Here is a 17,976-nt window from a genome sequence, read left to right as displayed (position 1 = left end):
CGAGCTCAAAACGCCGGTAGGCCCGCCCCCGCGCGGGGAGCAGGCCTACCGGCACTCAGCTGGTTGCCTCAGTCGGCTCAGCCGCCGAGGATCTCGCGCGCCAGCTTGGCGGTCTCGGTCGGCGTCTTGCCGACCTTGACGCCCGCGGCCTCCAGGGCCTCCTTCTTCGCCTGGGCGGTGCCCGACGAACCGGAGACGATGGCGCCGGCGTGACCCATGGTCTTGCCCTCGGGCGCGGTGAAGCCCGCAACGTAACCGACGACCGGCTTGGTCACGTTCTTCGCGATGAAGTCCGCGGCCCGCTCCTCGGCGTCGCCACCGATCTCGCCGATCATGACGATCAGGTCGGTCTCGGGGTCGGCCTCGAACGCGGCGAGCGCGTCGATGTGCGTGGTGCCGATGATCGGGTCGCCACCGATGCCGACGGCGGTCGAGAAGCCGATGTCACGCAGCTCGTACATCATCTGGTACGTCAGCGTGCCGGACTTCGAGACCAGGCCGATGCGGCCCGGCTTGGTGATGTCGCCCGGGATGATGCCGACGTTCGACTGGCCCGGGGTGATGATGCCGGGGCAGTTCGGGCCGATGATCCGGGTCTTGTTGCCCTTCTTGCCGGCGTACGCCCAGAACGACGCCGAGTCGTGCACGGCGATGCCCTCGGTGATCACGACGGCGAGCGCGATCTCGGCGTCGATGGCCTCGACGACCGCGTCCTTGGTGAACTTCTCCGGCACGAAGATGACGGAGACGTTGGCGCCGGTCTTCTCGATGGCCTCCTTGACGGTCCCGAAGACGGGTACCTCGGTGCCGTCGAAGTCCACGGTCTGACCCGCCTTGCGCGGGTTCACGCCGCCCACGACGTTGGTGCCGTCACCGAGCATGAGCTTGGTGTGCTTCATGCCGGTGGCGCCCGTCATGCCCTGGACGATGACCTTGCTGTCCTTGTTGAGCCAGATAGCCATGGTGTGTTGTGTCCTCGTCCTGAGTGCTTACTTGGCGGCGTGAGCCAGTTCGGCGGCCTTGTCGGCCGCGCCGTCCATGGTGTCGACGCGCTGGACCAGCGGGTGGTTGGCGTCGGTGAGGATCTGCCGGCCGAGCTCGGCGTTGTTGCCGTCGAGGCGGACGACGAGCGGCTTGGTGACGTTCTCGCCGCGGTCCTCAAGGAGCTTCAGGGCCTGGACGATGCCGTTGGCGACCTCGTCACAGGCGGTGATGCCACCGAAGACGTTGACGAAGACGGACTTGACGTCCGGGTCGCCGAGGATGATCTCCAGGCCGTTGGCCATGACCTGGGCGGAGGCGCCACCGCCGATGTCCAGGAAGTTGGCGGGCTTGACGTTGCCGTGGTTCTCACCGGCGTAGGCGACGACGTCCAGGGTGCTCATGACGAGACCCGCGCCGTTGCCGATGATGCCGACCTCACCGTCGAGCTTGACGTAGTTGAGGTTCTTCTCCTTGGCGGCGGCCTCAAGCGGGTTGGCCGCTGCCTTGTCGTGCAGCTCGTCCCAGTCGTGACGGAACTCGGCGTTGTCGTCGAGCGACACCTTGCCGTCGAGGGCGAGGACGTCACCGGAGGCGACCTTCGCGAGCGGGTTGACCTCGACGAGGAGGGCGTCCGACTTGATGAAGGTGTCCCACAGGGTGATGAGGACGTTCACGACCTTGTCCGCGACCTCGGCCGGGAACTTGGCGGCCTCGACGATCTCGCGGGCCTTGGCCTCGTCCACGCCGTCGATGGCGTCGATCGCGATCTTGGCGACGGCCTCCGGACGGGTGGCCGCCACCTCCTCGATCTCCATGCCGCCCTCGACGGAGGCGATGGAGAGGAAGGTGCGGTTGGCACGGTCGAGGAGGAAGGAGACGTAGTACTCCTCCAGGATCTCCGGGGCCGTCTCGGCGATCATCACCTTGTGGACCGTGTGGCCCTTGATGTCCATGCCGAGGATGTCGGTCGCCCGGGCGACGGCCTCGTCCGCGGTCGCGGCCAGCTTGACGCCACCGGCCTTGCCGCGGCCACCGACCTTCACCTGTGCCTTGACGACGGACTTGCCACCGAGGCGCTCAGTGGCTGCGCGGGCCGCCTCAGGCGTGTCGATGACTTCACCGGCCAGCACCGGTACATCGTGCTTGGCGAAGAGGTCCCTCGCCTGGTACTCGAACAGGTCCACGCGCTTCCGTCCCTATCAGTGATCTCGCGGTTCGTTGGATGCGTGGGCGTGCCGCGAAGGGCAACGTGACGTCCGCTGTCACAAGGGAGGCGCACACGGTGTCCGAGCGCGCGGCATGTCCGTCTCGCAGGTTATCGCTGCTTGAAGGAGGCCCCTAAATCGAGGGTCACACCTGAGCGGTGATACCTGTCACATGATGCCGCGATCAGCGAAGATCACTGGCACGCCGTGCCGAATGTGAGGAAACGGGAACCTGCCGGGACAGGACCTCACCGGGCTGGGGTTGACCCGGTGAGGCCCCTTGAACAGCCCGAAGGGGCACGAATGGGCCGCCCCTGTGGGCTACTGGGCGGGTGATCCCCACCCCAATGGGGATCACCCGGCCCGTCCGCGGGGCTCGGGCCGGATGAGGCCGATGGCTTTCGGCCGTCCGGGGCCGTCTGCCCCACGGAGTCGTCGGTCGCCGGGCAAGCGATGATCACGCTCGCCGGGCGGCTGTTCGGAGGTGCGGTCGGCTGCGATCGGACTCGGTTGGATGCCGCCGTATGAAGCCGGATGCAGCCGGATGCAGCCCGATGCGCTCAGATGCGGTCAGATGCGGTACGAGCCGCCGGCCTGGCCGAGGTCGTACCGGTACGCGTCCTCGAACTGGTTCTGGAAGGCGTTCGGGGCGTTGTCCTGGACGTCGTTGCGGACGTCGTCGCGAAGGTCCTGCGCGTAACCCGGCGTGATCGACCCGGCGGCCTGCCGCGCGCCGCCGACGGCGTTGCCCGCCAGCGGGCCTGCCGAGTCCTGGACGGTGCCGGTCAGGTCCCCGGCGAACGGCGCGGCCTGCCCGGCCACCCCGTGCACGAAGGGGTCGACCTGGCCGACGACACCGCCCGCGAACGGCTGCACGTCACCGGCCACGCCGTACGCCAGGGTCGTGGCGCTGCCGCCGACGCCGTGCACGACCGGCTGGACGGTGTCCGTGACGGTGCCCACCACCGTGTCGACCACGGGCTGCACGGCGCCGGTGACGCCGTACGCGAAGGGCTGCACATGAGCGGTCGCGGTCTCCGCGAAGGGCACGGCCTGTCCGGCCACCCCGTTCACAAAGGGGTCGACCTGGCCGACGACACCGCCCACGAACGGCTGCACATCACCCCCCACGCCGTACGCCAGCCCGCCCGCGTCCGCGACGGCCTGCCCGGCGACCGGCACGACGCCGTGAACAGCGGCGTCGGCGACGGGCGGCAGCACGCTGCCCTCGGCATCGGCGGCGACCCGGCCGGCCAGACCGGTGGCGTACGGGGGAACGTCCGTGGCGACCCCGTGCGCGACCGGGTGCACGTCGGAGACGGCGCCGGAGGCGACGGTCCGGACATCGGCGACGGCGCCGGAAGCGGCCGGCCGGACGTCGGCGACGGTGCCGTGGGCGAGGTACTGGACGTCACCGACCGCACCGTGGGCCACCGGCTGCACACCCTGGACGGCACCACCGACGACCGGCTGGACCCCCTGGAGGGCACCGGCCGCGACCGGCTGCACACCCGCAACCGCCTGGCCGGCAACCGGCCGCACACCCGCGACCGCCTGAGCGGCCACCGGCTGGACATCGGCGACGACCCCGTACGCCAGCGCGGCCGCGGCGTCGACGGTGTGACCGGCGGCCCGGGCGACCCCGGCCACGGCGCCCTGCGCGACCGGGACGACGCCGTCCACGGCCTGGCCGACGACCGGCTGCACGTCGGCGACGGCGTGGGAGGCCACCGGCTGCACGCCCGCGACAGCCTGAGTGGCCACCGGCTGCACACCCGCGACCGCCCGGGCGGCCACCGGCTGGACACCGTCCACCGCGTGCCCGGCGACCGGGGTCACCCCGGCCACGGCGTTGGTGGCGGTGGGGGCGACACCGGCGACGGCGTGCTGGGCGACCGGGGCGACGCCCCCGACTGCGCGTCCGGCGACGGGCGCAACGCCGTTCACGGCCTGGCCGGCGACCGGCGGGACGACCGCGTCGGCGGTCTGCTCGACGACCGGGGTGACCGTGCCGGGGACGGCGCTGACCGTGCCGACGACCCGCTGCTCCACGCCGCCGACCGTGCCGGTGACATGGCCCGGAACTGCGGAGACGGACGCCTCGGCGGCCCCCTTGACCGCGGTGGCCCTGCCGGTGACGGTGGCCTGCGCGTCCGTCGCCGTGGCGGTGGCCCTGCCCTTGACGTGGGCGACGCCGGCCTGGGCGACGTCCTGCACGCCGGCCCCGGTGCGGCCCGCGCCCGCGACGGCGTACTCCGCCTTCGTCCGTACGACGCCCTCGACGCCCCGCGCCTGCGAACGGGCCGCCGCCTGCGTGCCCTGCAGCTTCGTCTGCGCCGCGGCGAGCGCCTGCTCCAGCTCGGGGGCGAAGGCGGAGAGGGGACCGAAGAGGTAGTCGACGGTGCCGGGGTGGTGCGGGGTGTCGTGGGTCGTACCGCGGATGTCGTCGACCGCGTCGGCGGCACCCGCGGAGACATGGGCCTCGGCCTGCGCGGCGGCACTCAGCGCCGCCTTGTCCGCGCGAGCGGCCTTGGCGCCCTGGATGACCTGGGCCGCGGCCTTGGCCTTCGCGGCCTTGGAGGCGGCGGAGGTTCCGGCGGCCGGGACGGTGACCTTGGCGTCGACGTAACGGCGGGCCTGGTCGGCGGTGTCGGCGGGTGCCGTCCTGGCCGTGTCGGCCGCCGTGCCGGTGGCGCCGTCGGTGACGCCGGAGACGGTGCCCGTCACGTCGGAGACGACGCCGTCGACGGTGTCGGTGACGGTGCCCAGGAGGCTGGGGGCGTCGGAGTTGTCGGCCGTATTCGTTACGGCGGTCGCGTCGGAGGCCGTGTCGGTGGCCGTGTCCGGTGCGGAGAGAGTGGAGGCGGGCAGCTCGTCAGCGCTGGCGGCGGTCGAGCCGAGCGCCCAGGCACCGGTGACACCGGCGGCTATGACGATCGAGCGGCGGATGTTCTTGTTCATGCGTGCGTCGGATCCCTAGATCTTGGGGCTCCGAAGGCCCCCGGAGAAACGGAGAGGGAGAGAACCCTGCTGACTCCGAGAACTCCGGGACTTCGGACGGTTGGGGACATTCCGGCGCCGTTTCCGGTCGCGGTCCGGGGAGTTGGGGACCAGCGACACCGGGTACGGCTCCGGCGGCTTCCGTCCGGGGAATGTCAGAGGGACATCCGTGAACTGGGGGGTCCGGACGGGCGGGCAGACCTGTTTCCGCCCCCGCGCGGCAGGTCTACTGCGGGGAGGGCCGGCCTGCTGCCCTACGCGGGGGAAACCGGAATGTCCCCGTGCCTGTCCTGGATCTCATCGGCGCCGCCGGCCACGGCAGCCCCCGGCACCAGCATCAACATGTCCCGTCGGCTCAGCGAGACCGCATGCGCGTCACCGTGCCGAGAGGTGCCGTTGTCCCCCGCCGAGCGATTGCCCGCCACACCGCCCGGCTGCTCGACCGGCGCCTGGTGAACGGGCGTGTAGCCGGGCGGCACAAGACGGTGCGCGCCGCCGGACGCCCAGGTGTTGGGCACAGTGGCATCGGCAACGAACCGCGGCCCGTAGGTCCCGTTCGCGGCACCGGTACGACTCTCGTCGTCACGTGCGCCACCGGAGGCGGGCGCCTCCGACCCCGGCTGCGGCGTCGCGGTGACGGGCGCGGGCAGGATCCGGGCGGGACTGCCGGGCAGGGTCGGCAGACCTGGGGCACCGGGCAGTTCGGGCAGGCCAGGGACTTCGAACCCCGGCAGACTCGGCCAACTCGGCGACTCCGGAGCCGCCGGGAGCAGCGGCAGCGAGGGCAACGCCGACAGCGGCGGTGCCTCGGCCAGGCCAGCGGTCACGGACTCGACGACGGTTACGACCGGGGCGATGACTCGGTCGCCGACGTCCTGGATCAGCGCGGCCGAGGACTGGGGAGTTGTCGGGGTGACCTGGGGCGCGGGGTGGGCCGGGTCGGCCGGGGGCGCCGGGCTGGCCAGGGACGTCGAGGTCGCCGGGTCGGCCGGGGCCGCCGGGCTGTTCGGGGGCGCCGGGCTGGCCGGTGACGCCGAGGTCGCCGGGTCGGCCGGTGCGGGCGCCTCGTTGCCGTGCACACCGAGGCTGGGCGAAGTGTGCGGGCCGGGCTTGGCCGGGTCGAGCAGTCCGGGCTCCGTCTGGGCCTGCTGACCGGACTTGCCCGCGGCCTGCACGGCAGTCCCGGCCGGGTCGGTCACCAACCGCTCGACCGCGCCGACGGAGCTGGAGGGCACCGCGGCCGAGGACGACACGGGGGGCGAAGGAGCCGACGCCGAGGACGAGTGAGCCGACGCAGCCGACGATGTGCCCGAGTCCACCGGCAGCCCGTCCGCCGCATACGCCCGCTCCCCGCACAGGAACCCGAGCGCGAACAGACCGCCCACCAGCAACGCCGCCTGCAGCGCACGCCGTCCGGCCGCAGTGCGCAGAACGCGCAGAGCGGCAACGGGCAAGGCGGCTGGCCAGGTCAAGACGAGGTGGGTCCTCCCGTGCGGCGGAACGAGGTAACGAGGTACACGTGACGAGCAGTGAGTCGGCGCGACACGGTACGGACAGGCGGGGCGCGGCGCACCGCGCAAGCGGCGTCGATCCTCGCACGCCCCTCCCGAGGTCGCGCAAGCCCCCCGCTACCGATGCGCACTCATGTCCGTTTTGCTGGCCCAAGTCGGTCGTCACCAGGTCGACAAATCACCGGCAGTTCCTCGCCATCGCCCTCCTCACATCTCTCTTCTCCCGTCCTGAGATCTCTTCTCCCGTCCTCAGACCTCTCCTCGGTCTCCTCCTCAAACGGCGTCCGGCACCGGAATCGGCCGCTTCTCAATGGCCGCCGCCATCACCTCCGGAAAGAGATCCGGCGTACAGGCGAAGGCCGGTGCCCCCAGCGCGGCGAGCGCGGCCGCGTGTTCCCGGTCGTACGCGGGCGCCCCCTCGTCCGACAGCGCCAGCAGCGTCACGAACTGCACCCCCGACGCCTTCATCGCCGCGACCCGCTTGAGCATCTCGTTCCGTATGCCGCCCTCGTACAGGTCGCTGATCAGCACGACCACCGTCTCCGCGGGCCGGGTGATCTGCGACTGGCAGTACGCGAGCGCCCGGTTGATGTCCGTGCCGCCGCCGAGCTGGGTGCCGAACAGGACGTCGACCGGATCGTCCAGCTGATCGGTGAGGTCGACGACGGAGGTGTCGAAGACCACAAGCCGCGTATCGATGGACCGCATCGACGCCAACACGGCCCCGAACACCGACGCGTACACCACCGACGCCGCCATCGACCCCGACTGGTCGATACAGAGGACGACCTCCTTCTTCACCGACTGCGACGCCCGCCCGTACCCGATGAGCCGCTCCGGCACGACCGTCCGGTACTCCGGGAGGTAGTGCTTGAGGTTGGCGGCGATCGTGCGGTTCCAGTCGATGTCGTGGTGGCGCGGCCGGTTGATACGGGCACTGCGGTCGAGCGCGCCGGTGAGGGTGGCACGAGTCCGGGTGGCGAGCCTCTTCTCCAGGTCCTCGACGACCTTGCGCACGACGGCCCGCGCCGTCTCCTTCGTGGTCTCCGGCATCGCCCGGTTGAGCGAGAGCAGCGTGCCGACGAGATGCACGTCCGCCTCCACCGCCTCCAGCATCTCCGGCTCCAGGAGCAGCGTGTTCAGCCCGAGCCGGTCGATGGCGTCCCGCTGCATGACCTGGACGACGCTCGACGGGAAGTACGTCCGGATGTCCCCGAGCCACCGCGCCACGGACGGTGCCGACGCCCCGAGCCCCGCCGAACGGTCCTTCCCCGACTGCCCCTTGTCCCCCTTGCCGTAGAGAGCGCCCAGCGCCCCGTCCATCGCGGCGTCCCGCCCGGTCAGCGCACATCCGGTGCCGTCGGCGTCGCCCCCGCCCAGCACCATCCGCCACCGCCGCAGTCGCTCCTGCGCCGGGTCCATCGCCCCGGTAATCATCGGCACGCTCCCTCACGAGGCCGCTCCCACAACGGAATCACCGGCACAGTCGTCGTCACGGGCCGCCCCGGCAACCCGCCCGGTCGCCCGACAGTCCCCGCCACCCCGGCCCGCACCCTCGGCTCGCTCACTCCGTCAGTCGTCATCCCGCCGCCCCCACAAGGTTGTTGTCGCCAAGGTCCTTCTCGGCGTCCTCTTCCACCCGGCCCAGCCCCAGCAGCAGCCGCACCACCGGCACCACGGCATCCGCCCGCTCGACGTCGAGCTCCGCCGCGAAGCCGGGTATGCCGGTACCGCCGACCCCCGCACTCCCCCGCTGCCCCGGCCCACGCCGGACCAGCTCGCCCAAGGTCCGCCGCACTCCCGACTCATACGCCGAGAAGGTGCGCCTCAGCAGCGGCAACACATCGGTGAACGCCTCCGCCGGCACCCCCGTGAGCCACGCGTCGACCAACCCGAGCAGCCGCTCGTCGTGCACGAGCAGCATCCCGCCGCCCGAGCCGCCGCCGACGAACCCCTCGATCCAAGCGGCCGCGTCCGCCGGCAGCGTCCCCGGTGACAACGCCAGCCCCATCAGCCGCGCTGCCTCGTCCTGCGCCAACTTCCCGTCGTCCAGCAGCAGCCGCACACCACGCCCCCGGATGACACCGGGCACCGTGTCCCGCAGCGACAGCACCCGGAGCACCGCGTGCCACCGATCTCGCAGCTCCCCGTGGCCGAGGGCGTGCGGCGGGCTGCCCTCGTCCCTACGGCGATCGCGCCCTGACTCGGCCTCCTCCCCCGATGCCCCCGATGCCCCCGATGCCCCCGATGCCACCGCGTCCCCGAGCAGCCCCACCGCCCCATGCACCGCATCCACGTTGCGCCGCATCTCCTCGGCCGCATCCGCGTCCAGAGCGACGCAGGCCGGCGGCAGCCCGACGAAGATGCGCTCGGCGAGTCCCGCGGCGACCTCGGCCAGCGCCCCGGTGTCCGTGCCGCGCACATCGCCGTACCGCAGAGAGCGAACCAGCGCGGGCAGGGCCTGGGCTAGATGGCCGACGTCGGCGTCAAGAGCCGCCCGGTCGGCGAGGATCCGCATCACGGCGGGCAGCGCGTCCGCCAGTTCGGCGAGCAGACAGCGCTCGGCGAGTGCGGTGACGTCGGCGAGACCCTGCGCGCCCACGGCGTCCGCCTCCGCCTTGGCGGTCGCCGCGGCGAACACGGTGGTCCCCCACACCCCGGCCTCCGCGACCCGCACGGACAACTCGGGCTCCCACCGCAGCCGCCACGTCTCCCGGAACGTCCCCGTGCTGCCCCGCGACGTGACCGGCTCACCCCACTCCACACCGAGCAACCGCAGCCGGTGCAGCAGCCTGCTGCGCTCGGCGTCGTTCTCCTTGCGCAGGTCGAGCTCCAACTCCCGCTCCAGCGCCTCCGGTTTGATCCGCAGCCGACGCTGGATCCGGTCGAGGTCCCGCTGCAACGGCACCGCCGGCGCCGACGGCGGCACCTCCCCCAGCACGTCCCCCACGACGAGCCGGTCGCGCACCAGCGCCAACGGCACGTCCGAGCCGTCGCACATCACCGCCCGCACCGCGTCGGTCGTCTCACCCAGCCCCGCCAACGGACGCCCCCGCATCGCCGCGAGCGTCTCGGCCAACCGCACCGCCTCGATGACATGCGCCGAGGACACGATCCGGTCCTCGTCCCGCAGCAGCCCGGCCACCTTGGTCATCCATCGTTCGACCGGCCGGTCCGGTGCGCCGAAGAGGTGCCCGTACCACCCCGGCGAGTCGATCCCCGCCCCGTATCCGCCGGCCCGGGCCAGCCGACGGTACGTCCATGGCACCCAGGTCATGTCCGCCTTGACCTTGGGCAGCCCCTTCAGCAGAGCCTTGTCGGCGGCCACGGTGCTCTTCTGCCGCAGCGCGGGCACATGCCACGCCCCGCACACCACAGCCACCTCGTCCCCGAACTCCCGCTGAGCGACCCGCACTTGGAGCCGCATATACGCCTCCCGCACGAGATCCCGGTCATGTCCCCCGCTCCCGTACGCCTCCCGCAGCGCCCCCATGGCCTCCTCAAGCCCGAGAAACGGCGCGAACGCGTCCCCGTCCCCCACACCCCGGTGCTCGACGACGTCCTCCCACCACCGCTCGGGATCGTCGTAACCAGCTGCATCCGCAAGCACAGCGAGAGGGTCGACCCGGACATCAGCACCGGAGCCGTCCCGCTCACCCTGCTCCCCGGCACCCTGCTCCCCGGCAGACGCTCCGGCGGGCTCGCCCACGGACTTGCCGACAGGCTCTCCGACAGGCTCACTGACGGACTCATCGACAGACTCACCAGCAGACTCGCCGACAGGCTCACCAGCAGACTCGTCGGCCCGCCGGTCGGCAGACTCACCGGCCGGGTCGGCAGACTCATCGGCCGGCTTGCCCGCGGTCGCGGGCTCCTCGTCCTTCCCCCACGCCAGCGTGTGCGTGGCCGGCAGGTCGATGAAGCGGGCCGGAACCCCGTGCTCCAGGGCCCAGCGGATCGCGACCCACTCCGGGGAGAACTCGGCCAGTGGCCAGAAGGCCGAACGGCCGGGCTCGTCCACGGCATGGGCGAGCAGGGCGACCGGCGGCCGCATGCCCTCGTCGGCGGCGAGCGGGATCAGTGCATCCGCCTCGGGCGGCCCCTCGATCAGCACGACCCGAGGCCGGGCCACCTCCAACGCCGCGCGCACGGCCCGCGCCGACCCGGGCCCGTGGTGCCGTACCCCGAGCAGCAGCGGCCCCGGAGGCTTCGCCACTGGAGACTTCGGCACCGGAGCGAGCGCGGCACCGGCGTCCGAGTCCCCCGCCGCCCCGTCCTCGACCCGGTGAGCGCCCACCTCCAGGCCCTCATTCCCAGTCCTGTCCATGCCCATCACCTCGTCCCCCTCGATCCCGACTCCCCGCCGACAAGGCCACGAATCCCGACACCCCCGATAACCCCGACAGCCCTGGCACCCCCGACAACCCCACCCACGCAGCCCCGCTCACCCCACGCCCTACGCACCCCGCCACCCCTCACAGCACGCTCCCCCTCTCCTCCCCGTCTCCTCTCCCTCGCCTACGCAGCCACCGGTCCCGTCCCCGGCCCCCGACCGCCCCGCACGCCACCAGCCGTCACGGCCCCTCCGCCACAGAGGCACCCGACTTCGATCCTCCGCTCGGGCGCCCCCACCCGAGGTCGTCGTCGTTCACGCGCTCACCTCCCGGCACGCCCGGTAGAAGTCCGTCCAACCGTCCCGCTCACGCACGACCGCCTCCAGGTACTCCTGCCAGATGACCCGGTCGGCCGCCGGGTCGCGGACGACGGCGCCGAGGATGCCCGCGGCGATGTCGCCGGGCCGCAGCACTCCGTCGCCGAAGTGGGCGGCCAGGGCGAGCCCATTGGTGACGACGGAGATCGCCTCGGCCGTCGACAGCGTGCCGCTCGGCGACTTCAGCTTCGTGCGGCCGTCGGCCGTCACCCCGTCCCGCAGCTCACGGAAGACGGTGACGACACGGCGGATCTCGTCGATGCCGTCGGGCGCGGCCGGCAGGTCGAGGGAACGGCCGATCTGGTCGACGCGGCGGGAGACGATGTCCACCTCGGCCTCCGGGCTCTCCGGCAGCGGCAGCACGACCGTGTTGAAGCGGCGGCGCAGCGCGCTGGAGAGGTCGTTGACGCCGCGGTCGCGGTCGTTGGCCGTGGCGATGAGGTTGAAGCCGCGGACCGCCTGCACCTCCTGCCCCAACTCCGGTATCGGCAGCGTCTTCTCGGACAGGATCGTGATCAGCGTGTCCTGCACGTCCGCCGGGATACGGGTCAGCTCCTCCACCCGCGCCGTCATCCCCTCGGACATGGCCCGCATGACCGGGCTGGGCACCAGGGCATCCCGGCTCGGGCCGTTGGCCAGCAGCTGCGCGTAGTTCCAGCCGTAGCGGATCGCCTCCTCCGGCGTGCCCGCCGTGCCCTGCACCAGCAGCGTCGAGTCACCGCTGACCGCGGCGGCCAGGTGCTCGGACACCCAGGTCTTGGCGGTGCCGGGCACACCCAGCAGGAGCAGGGCGCGGTCGGTGGCGAGCGTGGTGACGGCGACCTCGACGATGCGGCGCGGGCCCACGTACTTCGGTGTGATCACCGTGCCGTCCGGCAGCGTGCCGCCGAGCAGATACGTGGCCACGGCCCACGGCGACAGCTTCCATCGGGTCGGGCGCGGACGGTCGTCCTGCGCTGCCAGCACGGCGAGTTCATCGGCGAAGGCGTCCTCGGCGTGCGGTCGCAACGCCTCGACCGCCTCCGCCTCCCCAACTTCGACGGATGTCGGGTCTACGGACACAGACATGGCAAAGTCCCCCTCCAGCTCGGCCGGTTCAGCCGTTTCGGATCTGGCATCCACGTTGCACCACGCCACTGACAATGCGTTCCGACCTGCGTAAACGCGTTCGCGAGGCTGCTCGCGGGCCCTCGGCCCCGGCCGATTGTCAGTGGTGGGATCTACCTTCGATGTCATGACTCAGCAGGGGGTGCGCTGGACCGCGGACCAGGTGCTGGCACTGGCGCCTGACGCCGCGTCACGCAAAGCGGGAAGCAAACTCGGAGCGGCGGGGCCGTGGTCCGAGACGGGGAGTTCCGACGAGGGGACGGTGTGGGGGCTGTGCAAGGGCAGTGGCAGCAAGCCGTATCAGACGGTCATCGACATCGCGGACGCGTCCGGGCCCGCGTACAAGTGCAGTTGCCCGAGCCGGAAATTCCCGTGCAAACACGCGCTCGGGCTGCTGCTGCTCTGGGCGGGCGGGGGCGGCGCGGTGCCGCCCGGGCCGCCCCCGGACTGGGCGGGGCAGTGGACAGAGGGGAGAAGGCAGCGCGCCAAGGAGAAGCGGACCGCGGACGCGACCGGTTCCGCATCCGGCACCGGTGACCCGGAGGCGGCGCGGCGCCGGGCGGAGCGCCGGGCCATGCGGGTCACCGCGGGAGCGACGGAGCTGGAGCAGCGCCTGGCGGACCTGCTCCGCGGCGGCCTGGCCGGGGCGGAACAGGCGGGATACGGCCTGTGGGAGGAGACGGCGGCCCGGATGGTCGACGCCCAGGCCCCCGGACTGGCCGCACGGGTACGGGAGCTGGGGGCGATCCCGGCGTCCGGCCCTGGCTGGCCGGTGCGCCTGCTGGAGGAGTGCGCCCTGCTCCACCTTCTCGACCAGGGCTGGCTGGGCCGCGAGCGCCTGCCCGGCGCTCTGACCGACACGGTCCGCTCCCGCATCGGCCTGCCCGCCTCGGCGGACGGCCCGCCGGTGAGGGACCGTTGGCTGGTCCTCGCCCAGTACGACACGGCGGACGTGAAACTGACGACGCGCCGGATATGGCTGTACGGCGCCGATTCGGGCCGTACCGCACTGCTCCTCTCCTACGGCGCCGCCGGCCGTGCCCCGGAGCTGGCGCTGCCGGTGGGGCTGACCCTGGAGGCGGAGGTGTCGGCGTACCCGGGCGCCGGGCAGCTGCGCGCGGCCCTGGGCGAGCAGTTCGCACCGCCCGCCCCGTCGGCGATACGCCCGCCGGGCATGACGACGACCGAGGCGACCGCCCGTTACGGCGCGGCGCTGCGCGACGACCCCTGGCTGGACTCCGTCCCGGTGACCTTGGACCGGGTCGTACCGGCCCCGGACGGCGACTCGTGGCAGCTGGCGGACGCCGACGCGGACACGGCTCTGCCACTCACCCCGGCCGCCCGAGCCCGTCCGGGCCTGTGGCGCCTGGTCGCGCTGTCGGGCGGGGCCCCGGTCAAGGTCTTCGGCGAGTGCGGCCACCGCGGCTTCACCCCGTTGACGGCCTGGCCTGAGGGAGCGGGCGAGGCGGTGCAGCTGTGCTGACCGATACGCCCCGCCCGACGGCCGTACGCCACCCGCCGCCCGTCGCCCGTCGCCCGGGCCGTACGGCACAACTCCGGCCGCACGTCCGCCCGTCACGCGGGACACCCGACCCGGGTGATCCTGCACCCACCGCACGGCACCGAGCATGAAGGCAGAGAGGAAGGAACCTCGTGAACAGTCCCTCCACTCCTGTGGATTCACCGACGCCGAGCGCGTGGGAGGAACTCGTCACGGCCGCGCTGCTCGGGACGGACCGGCGCACGCCACCGGGCTGCGAACCGGGCCGGGAGGCACCGGTGGCCCTGTTGGACGCCGCGGCCGTGGAGACCGTACGGCGCCGGGCCGGGATGCAGCCGACGCGTGCGGCGCAGCGACCGCAGCCGGCACCCGAGGATCCGCGCCCCGCGCTGCCCCAGGCGGCGGCTCGCAGGCTGGCCATGCTGCTCGCCGACCGCCCCGGTACGGCCGGTGGCCGCAGAGGCACGGCACCCGACCTCATGGAACTGCTGCCCCAATGGCTCGCGTCGGCCAACGACCGCGGTTTCGCACCGCCCCCTCAGTCCCTGCCCGCGCTGCTGGACGCGGCGCGGGGGCGGACGGATCTGCGGCCGGCGGCACTGACGTTCGCGGGCCCACGCGCCGTATGGCTCGCCCGGCTGAACCCGGACTGGCGCTTCGCCCTGCGCGCGACACCCGGCGGCGGCACGGCACTGCCGCACCTGGAAGACCCGACCGAGGTCCAACAGCTGTGGCGGGAAGGGCTGTTTGCCGAGCGCGTCGCCCTGCTCTCCGCTATACGGGCGCACGAGCCCGCCGCCGCGCGCGAACTGCTCACCACGACATGGGCGACGGAGCGGGCCGAGGACCGGCTGATGTTCCTCGACTCGCTGCGGACCGGGCTTGCCCCGGAGGACGAGCCGTTCCTGGAGCGGGCGTTGGCCGACCGGAGCCGCAACGTCCGGGCGACGGCCGCTGAGCTGCTCTCCGCGCTGCCGGGCTCGGCGCTCGCCGCACGGATGGCGGCACGCGCCGGAACCTGCGTCGCACTGGACCACACGCAGCGGACGCCGACGATCGGTGTCGAGGCACCACACCAGTGCGATGCGGACATGGAGCGCGACGGGGTCATACCCAAGGCCCCGGCGGGGCGTGGTGAACGGTCGTGGTGGTTCGGCCAGTTGGTGGAGGCGACACCGCTCGGAGCGTGGCCGGAGCGGCTCGGCGGACGCACGCCCCGGGAGATCGTGGCGCTCCCGGTGGCGGACGACTGGCAGAGCGACCTGCACGCGGCGTGGTGCCGGGCGGCGGTACGGCAGCGGGACGCCGAGTGGGCGCGGGCGCTCCTCGGGGCGCCCTCGGCCCCCGAGGCCGGCGGCCCGGGTGCGGTGTCGCTGGCCGAGCGGGCGAAGCTGCTCGGCACCCTGGGCGCCACCGAACGGGCCGGGTGGGTCGCCGGGTTCATCGCGACACATGGCCTGTCAGAGGCGTTTCAGCTGCTCGGAGTGTGTGCGGTGCCCTGGGCGGCGCCGCTCGGGCGCGCGGTGGTCGACGCGCTCAACATCGCGCGGGACGCGGGGAGTTACCCATGGAGTTTCAGTGGCGTGATGGGCCTGGCCGAGCGCTGTCTCGACCCGGCGGAGGCAAGCCGTCTGGATGGCCTGCTGGCGGTACCCGACGAGCCGGAGGACGCGTCGCCGGGAGCCGGGGGGTACTGGGCGGAGGCGTTCCAGCGACTGGGAACGACACTGCGGTTGCGGGCGGCCATGCTCGACGAGCTGGGGACGCCCAGCCCGGATACCCCGTCCGCCCCGCACGGTGCGGCGATCTAGGCCTCGGCCGTTTGCCGGACGTTGGCCCGCACCCAGTCGACGATCGACTGCGTCGTGGCCCCCGGCGTGAAGATCTCCGCGACGCCCTTCTCCTTCAGCGGCGCAATGTCCGCCTCGGGAATGATCCCGCCGCCGAAGACCAGGATGTCCTCCGCGTCGTGCTCCTTGAGGAGTTCGATCACGGCGGCGAAGAGGGTGTTGTGGGCGCCGGAGAGGATGGACAGCCCGATCGCGTCGGCGTCCTCCTGGATCGCGGTGTCGACGATCTGCTCGGGTGTCTGGTGGAGCCCGGTGTAGATGACCTCCATGCCGGCGTCGCGCAGCGCCCGCGCGATCACCTTGGCGCCCCGATCGTGGCCGTCGAGGCCCGGCTTGGCCACCACCACACGGATCGGACCGACTGCCACACCCATCACTGCCTCCATGAAGCGACTACATCCATCCGTACCGACAAGTACCGCTCATGTATGAGTTATGCCGCACTCGGCCTACATGTCATACATGGTGTGCGTATCGCACTTTTCAGTCACGTACCGCGCCGGACGTGCCACGACGACACGGACACCCGGGCGGCACCACCCAGGGAGGTGAACGAACGTTATCGACAGCATCCCGTAACCCGCCGTTTCGCGGTGCGGACCGAGGGGGAAATCACACGATGGGACACGTTCGCCGCGCACCGTTCCAGATCTCTGCGGCACACGGGCCGCAGCAGCCTGCGGTACACGCGTCGCAGCGGGACCACGCGCAATGGGAGCCGCAACGAGGTCGCCGCACCACCGCGCCGCAGGGCCGCGCGACGTGAGGGTGCGGCGTATCGACGGTGGTACGAAGGGCACGTAGGACAGGTAAGGCACGACAGCGGGGAGCCTCGTCGCCACACCGGCAGGGAGCCCCGTCAGGTCACCGGCGCGCCACGGCCAACACGGCCGACGCACATCACGCGCCTCGCTTGCCCCACGCGCCCTCCTCATACCCCGCCGGCCACCTCCGCCGCGACTTCCCACGAGGGCACACGGGGGCCGGAGCCGTCCTCCAGCGTGCCGCAAGGAGGTCGGCCATGAAGGTCACGGGGGCAGCACTCCCCTTTCTTCCGCTCTGTCGTCGCCTGCTCCCGAGCAGACTCGCCGGTCTCTCCCTGGCGCTGCTGAAGGCGACCGCCCTGGAGATCGCGATCCTCGCGGGACATCTGCTCCTCTACCCCTCCGGCATCACACAGGAGCGCCGCACCACCCCGGCGCTCCCCGCACAGGACTCCCCGGACTCGCAGAGCACCACCCAGCTGCCGACGGAGACCAACCCCCCGGTCGTCCTGCTGCACGGCTTCATCGACAACCGCTCGGTCTTCGTCCTGCTGCGCCGCAACCTCGCCCAGCACGGCAGGCACCAGGTCGAGTCACTCAACTACTCGCCGCTCACCTGCGACATCCGCACCGCCGCCGAACTGCTCGGCAGGCATATAGAGGAGATCTGCGAGCGCACCGGCAGCCCGCGGGTCGACATCGTCGGGCACAGCCTCGGCGGGCTAATAGCGCGTTACTACGTGCAGTGCCTCGGCGGCGACCTCAGGGTTCGCATGCTCGTCACGCTCGGCACGCCGCACTCCGGCACCAGCGTGGTACCGCTGGCCAACGCGCACCCGATCGTGCGTCAGATGCGCCCCGGCTCGGCACTCCTCGACGAGCTGGCCCGCCCCGCACCCGGCTGCCGCACGCACTTCGTGAGCTTCTGGAGCGACCTCGACCACCTGATGGACCCGCTGGAGACGGCCTGCATCGACCACCCGGACCTGCTGGCGCAGAACGTCCGCGTGAGCGGCATCGGCCACCTCGCCCTGCCGGTGCACCCCGCGGTGGCGACCGGCATCCGACAGGCCCTCGACGCGCCGGGGACAGGAGCCGAAGCCGCCACAGAGTCCGGCGGCCTGACAGTGGCGTGACCGGCACCCCTCACCAACCGCCCCGGGAGCGCACCCGACACCTGCACCCACACCCGCTCCGACACCTGAGTCACACACGTCTCACAGCCTCGGAACAGCCCAGCGACATCGAACAACCTTCGAACACAAGGCCAAACTCGCGCCCGCAGTCCGCCAAAACACGGCCGAATGCCCGTTTCCTGCGCGAGCGAAACCTGCCGAAGATTG

Annotated in this window: 11 protein-coding genes; 3 read left to right on the top strand and 8 right to left on the bottom strand. The window is 72.3% G+C overall.

Translation table 11 applies throughout. From position 1 onward, the window contains the following. Nucleotides 1–77: 77 nt before the first annotated feature. The 7 genes from sucD to POF73_RS02680 all read right to left on the bottom strand — a co-directional run bounded on the left by sucD (nucleotide 78) and on the right by POF73_RS02680 (nucleotide 12,479). On the bottom strand, nucleotides 78–962 hold the full coding sequence (gene sucD / locus POF73_RS02710) for a succinate--CoA ligase subunit alpha (RefSeq protein WP_272112757.1): 885 nt from the start codon (nucleotides 960–962) through the stop codon (nucleotides 78–80). Between the two features lie 27 nt (nucleotides 963–989). Then, the gene (sucC, locus tag POF73_RS02705; RefSeq protein ID WP_272112756.1) at nucleotides 990–2,168 is read right to left on the bottom strand and encodes an ADP-forming succinate--CoA ligase subunit beta; all 1,179 of its coding nucleotides are present in this window, start codon (nucleotides 2,166–2,168) and stop codon (nucleotides 990–992) included. A 591-nt stretch (nucleotides 2,169–2,759) separates the two neighbouring features. Continuing rightward, nucleotides 2,760–5,150 carry a hypothetical protein gene (locus POF73_RS02700; protein ID WP_272112755.1) on the bottom strand — a complete coding sequence of 797 codons (2,391 nt, stop codon included), beginning with the start codon at nucleotides 5,148–5,150 and terminating at the stop codon, nucleotides 2,760–2,762. A gap of 293 nt (nucleotides 5,151–5,443) precedes the next feature. Beyond that, nucleotides 5,444–6,661, bottom strand: coding sequence for a hypothetical protein (locus POF73_RS02695; protein WP_272112754.1), 1,218 nt, complete (start codon nucleotides 6,659–6,661; stop codon nucleotides 5,444–5,446). A gap of 312 nt (nucleotides 6,662–6,973) precedes the next feature. Continuing rightward, on the bottom strand, nucleotides 6,974–8,137 hold the full coding sequence (locus POF73_RS02690) for a VWA domain-containing protein (protein ID WP_272112753.1): 1,164 nt from the start codon (nucleotides 8,135–8,137) through the stop codon (nucleotides 6,974–6,976). A 142-nt stretch (nucleotides 8,138–8,279) separates the two neighbouring features. Next, the gene (locus POF73_RS02685; protein WP_272112752.1) at nucleotides 8,280–11,027 is read right to left on the bottom strand and encodes a DUF5682 family protein; all 2,748 of its coding nucleotides are present in this window, start codon (nucleotides 11,025–11,027) and stop codon (nucleotides 8,280–8,282) included. Between the two features lie 321 nt (nucleotides 11,028–11,348). Beyond that, nucleotides 11,349–12,479 (bottom strand): ATP-binding protein, encoded by a 1,131-nt coding sequence (locus POF73_RS02680; protein WP_272112751.1) that lies wholly within the window; start codon nucleotides 12,477–12,479, stop codon nucleotides 11,349–11,351. 166 nt (nucleotides 12,480–12,645) lie between these two features. Here POF73_RS02680 and POF73_RS02675 point away from each other — a divergent pair, with 166 nt between their 5' ends. Both POF73_RS02675 and POF73_RS02670 read left to right on the top strand, forming a co-directional pair. Then, nucleotides 12,646–14,001, top strand: a complete 1,356-nt coding sequence (locus POF73_RS02675; RefSeq protein ID WP_272112750.1) for an SWIM zinc finger family protein — start codon at nucleotides 12,646–12,648, stop codon at nucleotides 13,999–14,001. Nucleotides 14,002–14,171: 170 nt separating this feature from the next. Further along, complete coding sequence (locus POF73_RS02670; protein WP_272112749.1) at nucleotides 14,172–15,830, top strand: DUF5691 domain-containing protein; 1,659 nt, start codon at nucleotides 14,172–14,174, stop codon at nucleotides 15,828–15,830. Here the strand turns inward: POF73_RS02670 and POF73_RS02665 are convergent. Further along, nucleotides 15,827–16,243, bottom strand: coding sequence for a cobalamin B12-binding domain-containing protein (locus POF73_RS02665; protein ID WP_272112748.1), 417 nt, complete (start codon nucleotides 16,241–16,243; stop codon nucleotides 15,827–15,829). The genes POF73_RS02670 and POF73_RS02665 overlap by 4 nt on opposite strands. A 647-nt stretch (nucleotides 16,244–16,890) precedes the next feature. Between POF73_RS02665 and POF73_RS02660 the strand changes: the two genes are divergently transcribed. Beyond that, on the top strand, nucleotides 16,891–17,769 hold the full coding sequence (locus tag POF73_RS02660; protein WP_272112747.1) for a lipase family alpha/beta hydrolase: 879 nt from the start codon (nucleotides 16,891–16,893) through the stop codon (nucleotides 17,767–17,769). Nucleotides 17,770–17,976 lie beyond the last annotated feature (207 nt).

Source organism: Streptomyces sp. HD, assembly GCF_028369295.1.
GTDB lineage: Bacteria > Actinomycetota > Actinomycetes > Streptomycetales > Streptomycetaceae > Streptomyces.
Note: the sequence above shows the minus strand (reverse complement) of the source record. Positions and strands in the feature narration are given on the sequence as shown.